Consider the following 16,099-nt stretch of genomic DNA (forward strand, 5'->3'; position numbering starts at 1 on the left):
GTCCTTAGCTCAGCTGGATAGAGTACCTGGCTACGAACCAGGCGGTCGGAGGTTCGAATCCTCCAGGACGCGCCACTCATTGAAACAGCCTCGCAATTGCGAGGCTTTTTTGTATCTAGACATCTGAAATATGGCGTAGGATCACTAGAGCCTATGTTCCTCTTTTTTAAAAGCGAATATGTGCGTATCTAAGCAATTTGCTATCAAGCTTCTGTCGCATCGTGTGAAATCATCCTGATTATCCCTCCTATACACTGACTTCCATTTTTCATTTCAATCACTCTCATGTGGTCACTTTGTTTGTTATTTGTTTATTTATTGTTAATCTTGTTCATCTTTTTGTTTTTGTTGGTTTTTACTGCGTGAGTCCCGATTTGATTTTGAAATCTAAATCGCAGTTTTTATTTATGTCCTCCTTTACTCTGTTCGTAAGGTGATAGCGATTTGAAGTGATTATTTTGTCATGAACTGTGATCTGGGTAGTGAATAAATAATCATTTATCAGGATTACTACAAACCTTCCTTAAACAAAATTGACAAAATTTAACCAATCGAGATAATCCATGGGTCGGGATTTGACACTATTAAAGTCCTGCACGTTGTCAGGATGACAAAGAAAGGAAGCAACATGACTAATATAGGAAGCCTGCTAGTAGATGCGGCCACCCTGATGCTAACGGGGATGGCGGTCGTATTTATTTTCCTCACTATTCTTGTTTATCTCGTTCGGTTAATGTCGAAATTGGTACCAGAAGAAGTACCAGAGCCGATCGCAGCACCAAAAACAAACACTAATATTCAATCAACCTCTTCAGCTGTTAGTCCACAAGTAGTGGCGGCGATCTCGGCTGCGATTCATAAACATCGCGCCTCATTCGCGAAGTAGCCGAACTAGGATTAAAAAGGAGTTTAAGAGCATGTCTAAACCACTAGCTATTACTGATGTGGTCCTTCGTGATGCCCATCAATCACTATTTGCTACGCGTATGCGTATTGAGGATATGCTGCCTATCGCAGCTGAGTTGGATAAGGTTGGTTACTGGTCTCTAGAGACTTGGGGTGGTGCAACATTTGATTCTTGTATTCGATTCTTAGGGGAAGACCCTTGGGAGCGTTTACGTGAACTAAAAAAAGCGATGCCTAATACACCAATGCAAATGCTACTGCGTGGTCAAAACCTTTTAGGATACCGCCATTATGCCGACGACGTAGTAGAAAAGTTTGTTGAACGCGCGCATGCTAACGGCATGGATGTATTCCGTATTTTTGATGCAATGAATGACGTGCGAAACTTCCAGAAAGCCGTTAAAGCAACGGTTGATGTTGGTGCGCATGCTCAAGGTACGTTGTCTTACACAACGAGCCCAGTGCATAACGCAGACACTTGGGTTGACTTGGCAAAACGCCTAGAGGATTTAGGTTGTCACTCGCTGTGTATTAAAGATATGTCTGGCTTACTTAAGCCTTATGAAGCGGAAGAGCTTATCACGCGTATCAAAGCGTCTTGTGATGTGCCATTGGCACTTCATTGTCATGCCACAACGGGGCTGTCTACAGCAACAGCGGTAAAAGCAGTAGAAGCCGGTATTGATATTCTCGATACTGCGATTTCTTCAATGAGTTGTACTTACGGTCATACACCGACTGAAACGGTAGTCGCTATGCTAGAAGGCACCGAGCGAGATACCAATTTGAAACTCGAGCAACTGGAACCTATCGCCGCATATTTCCGTGAGGTACGTAAGAAGTATGCGAAGTGGGAAGGCCAGTTAAAAGGAGTCGATTCACGCATCCTGATTGCTCAAGTGCCTGGTGGTATGCTGACCAATATGGAAGGCCAGTTGAAAGAGCAGGGCGCTGCGGATCGCATTGATGAAGTATTAGAAGAGATCCCTCGTGTACGTGAAGATCTTGGTTTCATTCCATTGGTGACTCCAACTTCACAGATCGTCGGTACGCAAGCGGTGATTAACGTTCTTACTGGCGAGCGCTATAAGAGTATTACCAAGGAAACCGCTGGCCTATTGAAAGGTGAGTACGGTCAAGCGCCAGCCGAGTTAAATGCAGAACTGCAAGCGAAAGTACTTGATGGTAAAGAGCCAATTACCTGTCGTCCTGCCGATTTACTTGAGCCTGAAATGGAGACGCTTACGGTTGATCTGATGGAGAAAGCGAAATCAGAAGGCATTAAGCTAGCAAGTGAGCGTGTTGATGACGTACTCACTTATGCACTTTTCCCTCAAGTTGGGCTTAAGTTCCTTAAGAATCGTGAAAACCCAGAAGCATTTGAGCCTGCACCAACGCTAGAAGCTGCGAAGCCTGCTGTACCTGTAGCTCAACCGGCAACTGGTGGTGTAGAAACTTATAGTGTACGTGTTGACGGGCAGGTGTATGAGGTGGAAGTTGGCCCTCAAGGTGAACTGACATCTGTTGCTCCTTCTAATGCACCGGCAAAATCGGCTACACCTAGCGCACCTTCTAATGCTTCAGCAGAAGCGGTACCAGCTCCTCTTGCAGGTAACATCTTCAAAGTGAATGTTCAGCCTGGTGCTGAGGTAGCTGAAGGCGATGTATTGCTCATCCTTGAAGCGATGAAAATGGAAACTGAAGTACGAGCGGCGCGTGGTGGTGTGGTTCAAGAGCTGAACGTTAAAGAAGGCGATGCTGTCACAGTAGGTGCGCCTCTGTTGAGCCTGGCGTAAGGGAGTATCATGGACGGATTGTTAACCCTTTGGGCAGAAACAGGGATCGCTAACTTCGAGTTCGGCCAAATCTGTATGATGCTGGTTGGTTGTACTTTGCTGTTTTTGGCAATTAAAAAAGGATTTGAACCTTTACTGTTATTGCCGATTGGTTTCGGTGCTATTTTGGCGAATATTCCAAATGCTGGCTTTACTGAGCCTGGTGGCTTGCTCTACTACGTTTACTACATTGGGATTGAATCGGGTGTGTTCCCGCTATTGATCTTCATGGGTGTGGGCGCGATGACCGACTTTGGTGCTTTGATCGCAAACCCAAAAACGTTGTGGTTAGGTGCGGCTGCGCAGTTTGGTATTTTTGCAACACTGTTTGGCGCTATTTTGCTCAACTATGTACCTGGCATGGAGTTCTCCATGGCAGATGCTTCGTCTATCGCGATCATCGGTGGTGCTGATGGGCCGACAGCGATTTTCTTAGCGAGTAAGCTCTCTCCAGATCTGCTAGGTGCGATTGCAGTCGCGGCATACAGCTATATGGCATTGGTGCCGATCATCCAACCACCAATCATGAAAGCACTGACAACCAAGGAAGAACGTCAAATTAAGATGGCTCAGCTTCGTCATGTTGGTAAATGGGAGAAAGTCATCTTCCCGCTTGCTGTATTACTGATGACGATTCTGTTCTTACCTTCAGCTACGCCATTGGTTGGTATGTTCTGTTTGGGTAACTTGATGCGTGAAGCTGGTGTGGTCGATCGTTTATCGAAAACTGCTCAAAATGAATTGATCAACATAGTGACTATCTTTTTAGGTCTTGGTGTTGGTTCTAAGCTGCAAGCTGAGCAGTTCTTGAACCTAGAAACGTTAGGTATCTTGGGGTTAGGCGCAGTTGCATTTAGTATCGGTACTGGTGCGGGCGTCCTGATGGCGAAACTGCTTAACAAGTTCTCGAAAGAAGACATCAACCCACTTATTGGTGCGGCTGGCGTTTCTGCGGTACCAATGGCCGCGCGAGTCGTAAACAAAGTTGGTTTACAAGCTAACCCGCAAAACTTTTTGTTAATGCATGCGATGGGACCAAACGTTGCTGGTGTGCTGGGTTCAGCCGTTGCGGCTGGTATATTGTTAGCACTTGTTGGTTAGACATTATTGAAAATGGAATGATCAACCAATTTACAAAATCACGATTAACTTAGGTTAACAAAATGGTTTATAGTCAAAGGGATGCTTTCGCATCCCTTTTTGTTTTCTTGCAGGGAATGGTTTATGGAACACAAACAGATCGTTATCACTGAGTTTGGTGATGCCAACGTACTCGCGATTCAACATGCTTCTACACCATCACCACAGCCTGGTGAAGTCTTAGTAAAAGTCGCTTTTTCAGGCGTAAATCCTATTGATGTCAAAACTCGAGCTGGGCTCGGTTGGGCGGCAGCGCAGAATAAGGATAATTTACCTTGGGTGCCAGGTTACGACATCTCAGGAAAAGTGATGTCTTGTGGAGAGGGGGTATCACGTTTTAATGAAGGTGATGAGGTGGCTGGATTTATTGGTTTCCCAGTTCGAGGCGGTGGTTACAGTCAATACATATGTGTTCCAGAAACTGAGTTAAGTCATGTTCCTAGCTCTGTCACTTTAGAGGCAGCTGCTGCATTACCGTTGGCGGGACAAACTGCGGCACAAGCTCTCAGTAAGGCTAATGTGAATGAAAACGATCGCGTACTTATCCTCGCTGGAGCCGGTGGTGTTGGACACCTCGCGGTACAAATTGCGATCGCGACGAAAGCGGAAGTCTTTACAACCTGCAGTGAACGAAATTTAGATTACCTTGCGACGCTCGGTGCTCATGCAGTGAACTATCAATTTGCACCAGTGTCAGAACGTGTTGAAGATGTTGATGTTTTGATTGATTTAGTAGGCGGAGATGCTGCGTTAGATGCGCTTAAATGCCTGAAAGATAATGCGAGAGTCATCACCGTTCCAACCATAACTGCTGAGCTGATTTGTGAAAAAGCCAAACTCCTAGGCTTTGAGGCTAGTGGCATGTTGGTTGAACCAGACCCTGCGCAGTTAGATACCTTGTTGTACATGGTCGGCGTTGGCTTACTGAAGACTGAAATTCAACAGGTTTATCCTATGAGTGATGTCATTGGTGCTCACCAGCAGGTCGAATCAGGAAGAACCAGAGGCAAGGTGTTGCTTGATATGACATGCTAGAAGCATTTAACACGAGTTTTGAAAGTTTAGCGCTTTGGTTTTCAGATTCAGCATTATGGGTGCTTTTCATGACCGGTTTTCTCAGTGCCACGTTGTTGCCTGGTGGTTCTGAAGCGGGCTTAGTTGCCACTCTCTCATTAAATCAATACTCCGTTTCTTCAATTGTTATGGTCGCTACTATCGGTAATACGCTTGGTGGCTTAACAAATTATTGGCTTGGCTTGTGGATTCCCAACAAAGCACAAGAGGAAAAGCACGGTCATACCGCATTAAAGTGGCTCTCTAAGTATGGCTATTGGGGGTTATTTTTTAGCTGGTTACCTGTAATAGGAGACCCGCTGTGTTTAGCCGCAGGGTGGCTAAGAATGAAGTTTCTGCCTTGCGTGATTTTAATATTTTTAGGAAAGGCTGCTAGGTATAGCTTACTTGCGGCCATCTATCTCGGATTATTTTAAGGAAAGTACATGAAGATGTTTTGGGTTGGCGCGTGTTCACTGTTGGTGATCACGGGCTGCGCATCAAATACGCCAGTTTCATCACTGCCGAAAGGGGTAACTTTCGTTGAGTCATCGAAAGCTGAAGAAGGCAAAGTTAAGATTCCATACCAAAAGTATAAACTCGATAATGGTTTAACGGTGATCTTAGCTCCTGAAGATTCTGACCCATTGGTCCATGTGGATGTGACTTACCATGTTGGTTCAGCTCGTGAAGAAGTGGGTAAGTCTGGTTTTGCGCATTTCTTTGAGCACATGATGTTCCAAGGTTCAGAGAACGTTGGTGACCAAGAGCACTTCAAAATCATCACGGAGGCTGGCGGCACATTAAATGGTACTACAAACCGCGATCGTACTAACTACTTTGAAACTGTCCCTGCTAACCAGCTCGAGAAAATGCTGTGGTTAGAGTCTGACCGTATGGGCTTTTTGTTGGATGCGGTTTCTCAACGCAAATTTGAAATTCAGCGTTCGACTGTAAAAAATGAGCGAGCTCAGCGTTACGATAATCGTCCTTATGGCTTAATTTGGGAGCGCATGTCCGAAGCGCTATATCCTGAAGGTCATCCGTATTCGTGGCAAACCATTGGTTATGTTGAAGATCTTGATCGTGTTGATGTGAACGACCTCAAAGCGTTTTTCTTGCGTTGGTATGGCCCAAACAATGCGACTATCACGATCGGTGGTGACTTAGACGTTGAACAAACTCTAGAGTGGGTAAATAAGTACTTCGGTTCGATTCCTCGTGGTCCTGAGGTTGAAAATGCGCCGAAACAACCTGCAAAACTGCAAGAAGATAAATACATCACTCTAGAAGATCGTATTCAACAACCTATGGTGATGATCGCGTGGCCAACAACCTACAATGGCGAAGAAAGCCAAGCGTCTCTCGATACATTATCAGAAGTATTGGGTGGCGGTACCAACAGCGTGCTCTATCAAGACCTAGTGAAGACTCAAAAAGCGGTCGATGCTGGTTCATTCCATGACTGTGCTGAACTGGCGTGTAACTTTTACGTTTACGCAATGGGTGATTCTGGAGATAAAGGCGACCTATCAAAACTGTACGACGAGCTTTTACAATCACTGAATCAGTTTGCGGAAAAAGGCGTGACAGAAGATCGCCTTGAGCAGTTGAAGGGTAAAGCGGAAGCGGATGCTATTTTTGCGCTAGAAAGCGTTAAAGGTAAAGTGACTCAGTTGGCTTCCAACGAGACATTTTTCGGCGATCCTGATCGTCTTGAGCAACAGCTTGAACAAATCCGTGCAGTTACGCCGACTTCGGTAGAAAAAGCGTATACGGACTTTATCCAAGGTAAGAACAAAGTGACCCTAAGCGTGGTCCCAAAAGGAAAAACAGACCTTGTCGTAAAACCTGCGACCTTTGTGACACCAAAGCGTACGTTGCCAGAATATGAGAAGATTTCCGATGACCAATTGGCGTATCGTCGTGCGACCGATAACTTCGATCGCTCAGTGCAACCGCCAGTAGGAGAACCAGTGAAAGCGACGATGCCAGAGCTGTACGAGTTACATTTCAAGAATGGCTCAGAGCTGCTTGGTGCAGTTAGCGATGAAACGCCGACGGTGATGATGCAATTTAGTTTACCTGCAGGGACACGTTTTGTTGAAAAGGGTAAAGAAGGTCTTGCCCAATTGACCGCTGCGATGTTGCAAGAAGGTACAACGAAACGCAGTGTCGAAGAGATTCAAGCTGAGCTTGATAAACTAGGTAGTGTTATCTCTGTTAATGCCACAGGTTATACAACAAACATCAGTGTTTCTGCTCTAGAAAAGAACTTAGAGCCGACGTTAAAAATTGTCGAAGAGATGTTGCTGTCTCCTGCATTTAATCAAGATGATTTCGAGCGTGTAAAAATGCAAGCGCTAGAAGGCCTGGTATATGAGCACCAAAATCCAAGTTGGATGGCGTCACAAGCGAGTCGTCAGGTGCTCTATGGGGATTCGGTTTTTGCTCGACCAAAAGACGGCACGCAAGCAGGTGTCAGTGCATTAACGTTGGATGATGTCCGTGAATTCTACTCGAAGCATTACACGCCACAAAGTGCGCAAATCGTCGTTGTTGGTGACATCAATAAACAGGAAATTGAGCAGCAACTGACGTTCTGGAAAAACTGGCAAGATGAAGCTGCGCCATTGTATGCACCGCAAAGCATTGCTGCATTAGGTGAGCAAAAGATCCATCTTGTTGATAAACCAGGAGCGCCGCAAAGTGTGGTCATGATGGTTCGTCAAGGTATGCCTTACGACGCAACGGGCGATTTTTACCTAAGCCAACTGGCAAACTTCAACTTAGCTGGGAACTTCAATAGCCGCATTAACCAAAATCTACGTGAAGACAAGGGTTACACATACGGTGCTTACGGCTACTTCTCTGGTAATCCAGAAACAGGCTCGGTGGTTTTCACCGCGCAAGTACGAGCGGATGCAACGGTTGCTTCGATCATTGAGATGGAAAATGAGCTAAATGAATACTCGCAGTCAGGTATTACTGATGAAGAGATGAAATTTATGCGTCAAGCGGTCGGTCAAAAAGATGCACTGAAATATGAAACGCCAACACAAAAAGCGGAGCTCATCAGTGATATTCTTAAGTACAACCTCGATCATGATTACTTGCAGCAAAGAAACGCTATCGTAGAAAAAGTTGATAAGCAGACGTTGAATGCGCTGGCTCAGAAATGGTTTGATCCAAATGACTATCAAATTATCGTCGTTGGTGATGCTAAATCGTTGCGTCCTCAATTAGAAAAGTTGGGGAAAGACGTAGAAGAGCTTGAAATCATTCGATAGAGTACACATTTAATAGCGGAGAAACGTTTCTCCGCTATTCATCTAGATAAGCAACTTTTCGTGGGTTATTTATCTAGATGCATTAACTATCAATAACTTAGCTTACACTTGTGTTATGTAACAAGTGTCCTGCTCCCAATATAAGCGAACCTCATTTTGACTGATTTTGCTGCGCGACTAAAAAAAGTTGCATCAAACCCCGAAGTATTTAAGCAGTTTGGACGCGGTGTTGAGCGAGAAACTTTGCGCTATCGTCAGGATGGACATCTAGCTACAACTCCTCATCCTGAAGGGTTAGGCTCTGCGTTCACAAATCAATGGATCACAACGGATTTTTCGGAATCATTGTTAGAGTTCATTACGCCTGTGTCACATGAAATTCCAGAACTGATGGCACAGCTGAAAGATATCCATCATTTCACTCAAACCAAAATGGGTGAAGAGAAAATGTGGCCACTATCAATGCCGTGCTACGTAGACTCAGAGGATGATATTCAGTTAGCCCAGTATGGCTCTTCGAATGCAGCGAAAATGAAAACGTTGTACCGAGAAGGCCTAAAGCGTCGTTATGGCAGCCTGATGCAAATTATTTCAGGTGTCCACTTTAACTTCTCGTTTCCTGAAACATTTTGGGATGCGCTCTATGGCGAGCAAGATGAACAAGCCCGCCAAGATGCTAAGTCTGATGCGTACTTTGCGTTGATCCGTAATTACTACCGCTTTGGCTGGATGATTCCCTACTTCTTTGGTGCATCACCAGCGTTATGTGGCTCTTTTATTCAAGGTCGTGAAACCGATCTGCCATTCGAGAAGATTGGCGGGACATTATATTTGCCGAAGTCGACGTCTTTGCGTTTGAGCGATCTTGGCTATACCAATAGTGCTCAAAGTGTGCTGAAAATTGGTTTTAACAGCATTGACCAATACCTCGATGGTTTGAGTGATGCGATTCGCCACCCATCAGAAGAGTTTGCGAAAATTGGGGTAAAAGTGGATGGTGAATACCGCCAGCTTAATTCCAATATCTTACAAATTGAGAATGAACTGTACGCTCCGATTCGTCCAAAACGTGTATCGAAAAGTGGTGAGAAGCCTTCAGATGCGTTACGACGCGGTGGTGTCGAATACATTGAAGTTCGTTCTCTAGATGTTAACCCATTCAGCGCAGTGGGCTTAAATGAAGAGCAAGTACGATTCTTGGATCTCTTCCTTACCTGGGCGGCCTTGTCAGACTCAGATCCTATGGATAACTGTGAATTAGAGTGTTGGCGCGATAACTGGAATAAAGTCATTGTTTCTGGCCGTGAAAAAGGTCTAATGCTGCAAATTGGTTGTCAAGGTGAACGTCTATCTCTACAAGATTGGGCACACCGAGTTTTCGTCGAGTTACGTCAAATAGCACAGCAAATGGATATGACCGCTGGTGGCAGTGCATACCAAGATGTGTGTAATCAACTCGAGACATGGATTGATAACCCAGAACTAACGATCTCTGGTCAACTATTAGAGCTAACGAAAGAGCTGGGTGGGCTAGGTAAAGTTGGTTGTACTCTTGGTATGAAGTACCGTGATGAAAACCTAGCTCACGGTTATCAGTACTATTCACAAGATACGATGGAAACGGAAGTAGCGTCGTCCGTGGAAAAACAAAAGCAAGCAGAGCAGAGTGACACGCTTTCTTTTGATGATTTTTTGGAAGATTACTTTGCTTACCTGAAGCAGTAATGACTAACTAAGGATTGGTGGGGTTGAACATTAAGTCGTTAGTAGTAGCGGTACTTGGAAGCGTGTTACTTGCAGGTTGTGCTACGGCACCGCCAAAGCAGCAGAATAACTTATGCGAGATATTCCGAGAGAAATCCGGTTGGTACGATGATGCCAAAGATATGGAAGCTGAATGGGGGACCCCTATTCATGTCGCTATGGCCATCATTAAACAAGAAAGCAGCTTTCGGCACGATGCAAAACCACCTAAAGATTATTTGCTAGGGTTTATTCCTTGGGGACGAGTCAGCAGTGCGTATGGTTACGCTCAAGCTCAAGACCCTGCTTGGGAAGACTTCCAAGATGCGACAGGTCAGGGTGGCTCTCGTACCAACTTCGATGATTCTATGATGTTTGTCGGTTGGTACACTCATGAAACACGGCGTCAGCTAGGGATTTCATTATGGGATCCCTATAACCAGTATCTGGCTTATCATGAAGGGCGAGGTGGGTATAAGCGAGGTACTTATAATCGAAAGCCTAGTTTAATCAAAGTCGCTCGACGTGTTGAACAAACAGCGAAAACTTATGGCTGGCAGCTGAAGCAATGTCGTCAGGAATTAGAAGACAACAGCAGCTGGTTCTTTTAGCCCACAGTCTGTTCATGTGCTGTAGGGATGAATGACATTTATCCATTACCGAAAGGTACTGGAGTTACAATCAGGAGAGATGTAATGCCTTTACTCGATAGTTTTACCGTGGACCACACTCGTATGAATGCACCCGCTGTACGAGTGGCGAAAACCATGCAGACCCCAAAAGGGGATACGATTACTGTTTTCGACTTACGCTTTACTGCGCCAAACAAAGACATTCTTTCTGAAAAAGGTATTCACACCCTAGAGCACCTTTATGCAGGCTTTATGCGTAATCACCTAAACGGTGATTCTGTTGAGATCATCGATATTTCGCCTATGGGTTGCCGCACAGGTTTTTACATGAGCCTGATTGGCACACCATCAGAGCAGCAAGTCGCAGATGCGTGGATTGCAGCAATGGAAGATGTGCTGAAGGTAGAAAGTCAGAATAAGATCCCTGAACTTAACGAATACCAATGCGGCACGGCAGCAATGCACTCTTTAAAAGAAGCACAACAGATCGCAAAGAACATTTTGGATGCTGGTGTTTCGGTGAACAAAAATGATGAACTTGCTTTGCCTGAGTCGATGTTAAAAGAGTTGCGCATCGACTAGGTGCTCATTAAGAAGCATATTGCCCCAATAAGTAAAAAGCCTGACATGAGTCAGGCTTTTCTTTTGGTTATTTGGATGTCGATTTTTTCTTCTTCGGATAAACACGAACGAGCTTGATTCGGTTCTCTTCAATCTCAACAAGTTCCATTGGGTGACCCGCTACTCTCACACTTAGATGGCTCTCAGGAATATCTTCCAAGTGTTCTAAAATGAGCCCGTTTAGCGTTCTCGGGCCATCCGTTGGTAAATCCCATTTCAGGCCTTTGTTGATATCTCGGATATTGGTGCTGCCTTCAATAAGAAAGCTTCCGTCACCTTGAGGACTGATTTCATCAGAGAGGCTTGGAGAAATGGACGTCGTGAACTCACCAATGATCTCTTCCAGAATATCTTCAAGAGTGATTAGACCGATGATATCACCGTACTCATCCACGATCAGACCGATACGTTGCTTGTTACGTTGGAATTTTAACATTTGCACGTTCAGTGGTGTGCCTTCTGGGATGTAATAGACCTCATCAGCAGCACGTAATAGCGTTTCTTTGTTGAATTCGTTCTTTTCCAACATCAGACGATAAGCTTCACGCAAGCGCAGCATGCCAACCACTTCATCAATTTGGTCACGATAGAAAACTATGCGTCCATGTGGTGAGTGGGTTAGCTGGCGAACAATGGATTTCCAGTCGTCGTTAATATCAATACCGGTAATTTCATTGCGTGGGACCATAATGTCGTTCACGGTGACGTGCTCAAGATCTAAAATAGACACTAGCATGTCTTGGTGTCGGCGAGGGATCAAACCGCCAGCTTCATTTACCACCGTACGCAGCTCATCGGAGCTAAGATGATCTTCTGCTGAGTGATCCGCTCTTACACCAAGTAAGCGGATAAAGCCATTCGTAATAAAGTTAACAAGCATCACTAAAGGCGACAGTAACTTCATCAGTATGGTCAATAATATACTGCTCGCGTAGGACACACGTTCAGGGTAAAGCGCTGCAATTGTTTTAGGGGTAACCTCGGCAAAAACCAATACAACCATAGTTAGTGCACCGGTTGCGATAGCGACACCTAAATCACCATACAAACGCATACCAATAATGGTCGCGATCGCGGACGCGAGAATATTAACGAGGTTGTTGCCGATAAGAATAAGACCAATCAAACGATCTGGACGGTCTAATAGTCTTTCGACTCGCTTAGCACCCTTATGCCCGTTTTTGGCTAAGTGTTTTAAGCGATAACGATTCAGAGACATCATCCCTGTTTCTGAACCGGAAAAGTAACCTGATATGACGATAAGACACGCGAGTAGCGCAAACAAGATACCCGTAGAGATGTCGTCCAAAACGTTGCTGTTCCTTGTAAGTATTGGGTTATATAACGGTTGAGTAAGTCCGTTAAGTCAAAGAGTTAAGGCGTACTGTATTTTATCTAGCTTAAAATATAAAGGATAGGAGCCCTAGAGCTCCTTAATTCAAGATGATTTCTTTTACAAAGCGACTGCCAAAATATGCCAGAGTTAACAGTGTTGCTCCTGCAACAGCGAACCATGTGACTTTTCTACCACGCCAGCCTTTTTGATAGTGACCCCAAAGCAGTATTGAGTACACCACCCAAGCGATGAAAGAAAGAATGCCCTTATGTGCCTTACCTTGGGCAAACATATCCTGCACAAAGACAAAGCCAGTAATGAGCGTGGCAGTTAACAATAAGTTACCGATCAAAATAATTTTGAAGAGTTGACGCTCCACCATTAATAGAGGCGGCAGGTTTGGGTTAATCGCCAAAGATTTTTTTGCTTTCAGTTTGTGATCCAGCCAAGCCAACTGAAGCGCATAGAGTGCCCCGATAGTTAAAGTCGCGTATGAGAAGAGCGCAAATGAAATATGAATGAGTAGCTTAGGGTCATTCTCTAGGTGCTTTATAAACGTGCTTGGCAAAAATGTGGCAGCAGATAAATTGATGGCAGCAAAGCTATAAACGACAGGCAATAAAAACCACAGTCGGTTTTTCAACATAGCAAGGCTCATGACCAGAGAAATAATAAAACTGATCAAAGAAGCCACGTTGAGAATACTCAGGTTTTGACCTGAACCATCAAAGATCAGATCACTCAAAATCCACGCATGAAAAACAAGCGCACAGGCAGCACTAGCAAACACTGTTTTTGCTTTGATTCCTGACTGTTGTGAGAGTCCGGGTATGATGGTCGCAATCGCCAAGACATAAAGTATGGCGGCCGCGATGGCTATTAAGCTATCCATGAATCCTAAATATTATTGTGCACGATGGAGAAATTATACCTTGCATTACACTTTGGGGCTACGTTATATCCGACATCAATCGTGAGAGATGAGATATTGAAATTAATAAGTTACCGCACCATATATAAATAGAGACAAGAATAGGACAGCGGTACGGGTATGACTCAGACCTTGGCTAATGTATACTCACACTAATTAATCGCCATTTTAGCGAAGAGACAAAGATGTTTGAGAATTTAACGGATCGATTATCCAAAACGCTGAAAAATATCAGTGGCAAAGGTCGTCTGACCGAAGACAACATTAAAGAAACCCTACGTGAAGTCCGAATGGCTCTACTTGAAGCTGACGTTGCGCTTCCGGTCGTTCGTGAATTTGTGAACCGCGTTAAAGAAAAAGCGGTGGGCGTAGAAGTTTCTAAATCTCTGACTCCAGGTCAGGAATTTATCAAGATCGTTCAAACAGAACTTGAAGCCGTAATGGGGGAGTCGAATGAGGCGCTAAACCTTGCCGCTCAACCACCTGCTGTGCTTCTTATGGCAGGTCTACAAGGTGCGGGTAAAACCACATCGGTAGGTAAGTTATCTAAGCTTCTAAAAGAACGTGACAAGAAGAAAGTTTTGGTTGTGTCTGCCGACGTTTACCGTCCTGCGGCAATCAAGCAGCTTGAAACACTGGCATCAGACATCGGTGTTGACTTCTTCCCATCATCACCAGACCAAAAGCCTATTGATATCGCCAATGCAGCGATTGACCATGCGAAGAAAAAATTCTACGACGTACTTATTGTCGATACCGCAGGTCGTTTGGCAATTGATGAAGAGATGATGGGGGAGATCAAAGATCTTCACGCAGCTATCAACCCAGTAGAAACGCTATTTGTTGTTGACGCCATGACGGGTCAAGACGCAGCAAATACAGCAAAAGCCTTTGGCGATGCGCTACCTCTTACCGGTGTAGTTCTAACTAAGGTTGATGGTGATGCTCGTGGTGGTGCGGCACTTTCAGTACGCCATGTCACGGGCAAACCAATCAAATTCTTGGGTGTCGGTGAAAAAACTGACGCGCTAGAACCGTTCCACCCAGATCGTGTTGCTTCACGTATTCTTGGCATGGGTGACGTTCTGTCTTTGATTGAAGACCTACAACGCAACGTTGACCAAGAAAAGGCAGAAAAGTTAGCGAAGAAGTTCAAAGAGAAGAAAGGTTTCGACCTTGAAGATTTCCGTGAACAGCTAGGCCAGATGCAAAACATGGGCGGCATGATGGGGATGATGGATAAGCTTCCAGGAATGTCCCAGCTACCAGACAATGTGAAAGATAAAGTCGATGACAAGATGTTCAAACAGATGGAAGCGATCATCAGCTCCATGACAATGAAAGAACGTCAACGCCCAGAAATTATCAAGGGCTCGCGCAAGAAGCGTATCGCGGCTGGTTCTGGTGTGCAGGTTCAAGATGTAAACCGCTTACTAAAACAGTTCACCCAAATGCAGAAAATGATGAAAAAGATGCAAAAAGGTGGCATGAAAGGCATGATGCGCAACATGCAAGGCATGATGGGCGGCATGGGTGGTGGCGGTGGCTTCAACCCATTTGGTCGTTAATTAATCGATCACGCATAGATTCAGGGTGTTAGGTACGTCACAAACTTTAAATTCAATTTATGTTGGTGAAAAAGTAACTAAACTCCTTGCATTGCTCCGGGAGAAGAGTAAAATTCCGGAGCTTTATTTTGGCACGAGACCCCAAACTGTTTAATTTCTTGAATGGTTTTTGGGGTTAATTTTATTTTTGAGAAAGCAAAGAGGACGACATGGTAACCATTCGTTTGGCACGTCACGGCGCTAAAAAGCGTCCATTTTATCAAATCGTAGTAGCGGACAGCCGCAACGCTGCAACTGGCCGTTTCATCGAGAAAGTTGGTTTCTTCAACCCAACTGCTAAAGGTCAAGAAGAAGGTCTACGTCTAGACCTAGACCGCGTTAACCACTGGGTTGGTCAAGGCGCGTCAGTATCTGACCGTGTTGCTAAGCTAGTTAAAGACGCTCAAAAAGCGGCTTAATTTTTTACTTGAAAAGTAGAAACTAGTTTATGTCGATGAAAGGTAAAGAAACAATGAGCAACGAAAAGATTGTTGTAGGCAAGTTTGGTGCTACTTACGGCATTCGTGGTTGGCTTAAGGTTTTTTCCTACACAGACAATGCTGAAAGCATTTTCGATTACAGCCCTTGGTACATTAACCAAAAGGGCAAGTGGGTTGAGTACAAAGTAGAAAGCTGGAAGCGCCATAACAAAGGTATGGTGGCTAAGCTGGAAGGCATGGATGTTCGTGAAGACGCGCATCTAATGACGAACTTTGAAATTGCTATTGACCCTGCGGTACTTCCTGAATTGTCAGAAGATGAGTTCTACTGGCGCGAATTGTTTGGGATGCAAGTTGTAACTACTAAAGGTTACGATCTAGGTGTCGTTACTGACATGCTAGAAACTGGCTCAAACGATGTTCTGGTTGTTAAAGCAAATCTTAAAGATGCTTTCGGGCAGAAGGAACGATTAATCCCGTTCCTTGAAGAGCAAGTGATCATTAATGTTGATCGCGAAGCTCAACGGATCGAAGTTGACTGGGATCCTGGATTCTAATCTCCAAA

The 16,099-nt window shown here is 44.7% G+C and carries 14 protein-coding genes; 12 read left to right on the forward strand and 2 right to left on the reverse strand.

Features of this window, described 5'->3' with window-relative positions; genetic code table 11:
• The first annotated feature begins 628 nt into the window (after positions 1-628).
• The 9 genes from R7Z47_RS10930 (at position 629) to luxS (ending at position 11,181) form a co-directional block, all read left to right on the forward strand.
• The gene (locus R7Z47_RS10930; RefSeq protein WP_005379932.1) at positions 629-886 is read left to right on the forward strand and encodes an oxaloacetate decarboxylase subunit gamma; all 258 of its coding nucleotides are present in this window, start codon (positions 629-631) and stop codon (positions 884-886) included.
• Positions 887-917: 31 nt separating this feature from the next.
• Entirely contained in the window at positions 918-2,702 is a 1,785-nt protein-coding gene (gene oadA, locus R7Z47_RS10935; RefSeq protein ID WP_053349862.1) for a sodium-extruding oxaloacetate decarboxylase subunit alpha, read from the forward strand.
• A gap of 9 nt (positions 2,703-2,711) precedes the next feature.
• Positions 2,712-3,842, forward strand: a complete 1,131-nt coding sequence (locus tag R7Z47_RS10940; RefSeq protein WP_005379935.1) for a sodium ion-translocating decarboxylase subunit beta — start codon at positions 2,712-2,714, stop codon at positions 3,840-3,842.
• 123 nt (positions 3,843-3,965) lie between these two features.
• Positions 3,966-4,916, forward strand: coding sequence for an NADP-dependent oxidoreductase (locus R7Z47_RS10945; RefSeq protein ID WP_137282360.1), 951 nt, complete (start codon positions 3,966-3,968; stop codon positions 4,914-4,916).
• Positions 4,910-5,371, forward strand: coding sequence for a YqaA family protein (locus R7Z47_RS10950; RefSeq protein ID WP_005379938.1), 462 nt, complete (start codon positions 4,910-4,912; stop codon positions 5,369-5,371). The genes R7Z47_RS10945 and R7Z47_RS10950 overlap by 7 nt, the downstream gene beginning before the upstream one ends.
• A gap of 9 nt (positions 5,372-5,380) precedes the next feature.
• Positions 5,381-8,224, forward strand: coding sequence for a M16 family metallopeptidase (locus tag R7Z47_RS10955; RefSeq protein ID WP_213968959.1), 2,844 nt, complete (start codon positions 5,381-5,383; stop codon positions 8,222-8,224).
• Positions 8,225-8,380: 156 nt separating this feature from the next.
• A complete protein-coding gene (gene gshA / locus R7Z47_RS10960; protein ID WP_206970625.1) occupies positions 8,381-9,949 on the forward strand; it encodes a glutamate--cysteine ligase in 1,569 nt (522 codons plus the stop codon).
• Between the two features lie 23 nt (positions 9,950-9,972).
• Positions 9,973-10,578, forward strand: a complete 606-nt coding sequence (locus tag R7Z47_RS10965; RefSeq protein ID WP_169644374.1) for a hypothetical protein — start codon at positions 9,973-9,975, stop codon at positions 10,576-10,578.
• A gap of 84 nt (positions 10,579-10,662) precedes the next feature.
• Positions 10,663-11,181: an S-ribosylhomocysteine lyase gene (luxS, locus tag R7Z47_RS10970; RefSeq protein WP_017820391.1), complete on the forward strand. Its 519-nt coding sequence runs from the start codon at positions 10,663-10,665 to the stop codon at positions 11,179-11,181.
• Positions 11,182-11,248: 67 nt separating this feature from the next.
• Here the strand turns inward: luxS and R7Z47_RS10975 are convergent, their stop codons facing one another.
• Together R7Z47_RS10975 and R7Z47_RS10980 are read right to left on the reverse strand one after the other, a co-directional pair.
• A complete protein-coding gene (locus R7Z47_RS10975) occupies positions 11,249-12,529 on the reverse strand; it encodes an HlyC/CorC family transporter (protein WP_005379948.1) in 1,281 nt (426 codons plus the stop codon).
• Positions 12,530-12,653: 124 nt separating this feature from the next.
• The gene (locus R7Z47_RS10980; protein ID WP_005379950.1) at positions 12,654-13,448 is read right to left on the reverse strand and encodes an inner membrane protein YpjD; all 795 of its coding nucleotides are present in this window, start codon (positions 13,446-13,448) and stop codon (positions 12,654-12,656) included.
• Positions 13,449-13,672: 224 nt separating this feature from the next.
• Between R7Z47_RS10980 and ffh the strand changes: the two genes are divergently transcribed.
• The 3 genes from ffh (at position 13,673) to rimM (ending at position 16,091) form a co-directional block, all read left to right on the forward strand.
• Positions 13,673-15,055, forward strand: a complete 1,383-nt coding sequence (gene ffh / locus R7Z47_RS10985) for a signal recognition particle protein (protein ID WP_005385423.1) — start codon at positions 13,673-13,675, stop codon at positions 15,053-15,055.
• 209 nt (positions 15,056-15,264) lie between these two features.
• A complete protein-coding gene (gene rpsP, locus R7Z47_RS10990) occupies positions 15,265-15,513 on the forward strand; it encodes a 30S ribosomal protein S16 (protein WP_005379962.1) in 249 nt (82 codons plus the stop codon).
• Between the two features lie 29 nt (positions 15,514-15,542).
• On the forward strand, positions 15,543-16,091 hold the full coding sequence (gene rimM, locus R7Z47_RS10995; RefSeq protein WP_005379964.1) for a ribosome maturation factor RimM: 549 nt from the start codon (positions 15,543-15,545) through the stop codon (positions 16,089-16,091).
• Positions 16,092-16,099: the final 8 nt, after the last annotated feature.

The sequence above is a fragment of the Vibrio sp. 1641 genome, from assembly GCF_033339995.1.
Lineage (GTDB): Bacteria > Pseudomonadota > Gammaproteobacteria > Enterobacterales > Vibrionaceae > Vibrio > Vibrio alginolyticus.

What these genes read in the sequence shown, in the direction of transcription:
- luxS (WP_017820391.1), top strand. Translation starts at nt 10,663, where the DNA reads ATGCCTTTACTCGATAGTTTTACCGTGGACCACACTCGTATGAATGCA.
- R7Z47_RS10945 (WP_137282360.1), top strand. Translation starts at nt 3,966, where the DNA reads ATGGAACACAAACAGATCGTTATCACTGAGTTTGGTGATGCCAACGTA.
- R7Z47_RS10940 (WP_005379935.1), top strand. Translation starts at nt 2,712, where the DNA reads ATGGACGGATTGTTAACCCTTTGGGCAGAAACAGGGATCGCTAACTTC.
- rimM (WP_005379964.1), top strand. Translation starts at nt 15,543, where the DNA reads ATGTCGATGAAAGGTAAAGAAACAATGAGCAACGAAAAGATTGTTGTA.
- R7Z47_RS10950 (WP_005379938.1), top strand. Translation starts at nt 4,910, where the DNA reads ATGCTAGAAGCATTTAACACGAGTTTTGAAAGTTTAGCGCTTTGGTTT.
- R7Z47_RS10955 (WP_213968959.1), top strand. Translation starts at nt 5,381, where the DNA reads ATGAAGATGTTTTGGGTTGGCGCGTGTTCACTGTTGGTGATCACGGGC.
- ffh (WP_005385423.1), top strand. Translation starts at nt 13,673, where the DNA reads ATGTTTGAGAATTTAACGGATCGATTATCCAAAACGCTGAAAAATATC.
- R7Z47_RS10980 (WP_005379950.1), bottom strand. Translation starts at nt 13,448, where the DNA reads ATGGATAGCTTAATAGCCATCGCGGCCGCCATACTTTATGTCTTGGCG.
- rpsP (WP_005379962.1), top strand. Translation starts at nt 15,265, where the DNA reads ATGGTAACCATTCGTTTGGCACGTCACGGCGCTAAAAAGCGTCCATTT.
- oadA (WP_053349862.1), top strand. Translation starts at nt 918, where the DNA reads ATGTCTAAACCACTAGCTATTACTGATGTGGTCCTTCGTGATGCCCAT.
- R7Z47_RS10930 (WP_005379932.1), top strand. Translation starts at nt 629, where the DNA reads ATGACTAATATAGGAAGCCTGCTAGTAGATGCGGCCACCCTGATGCTA.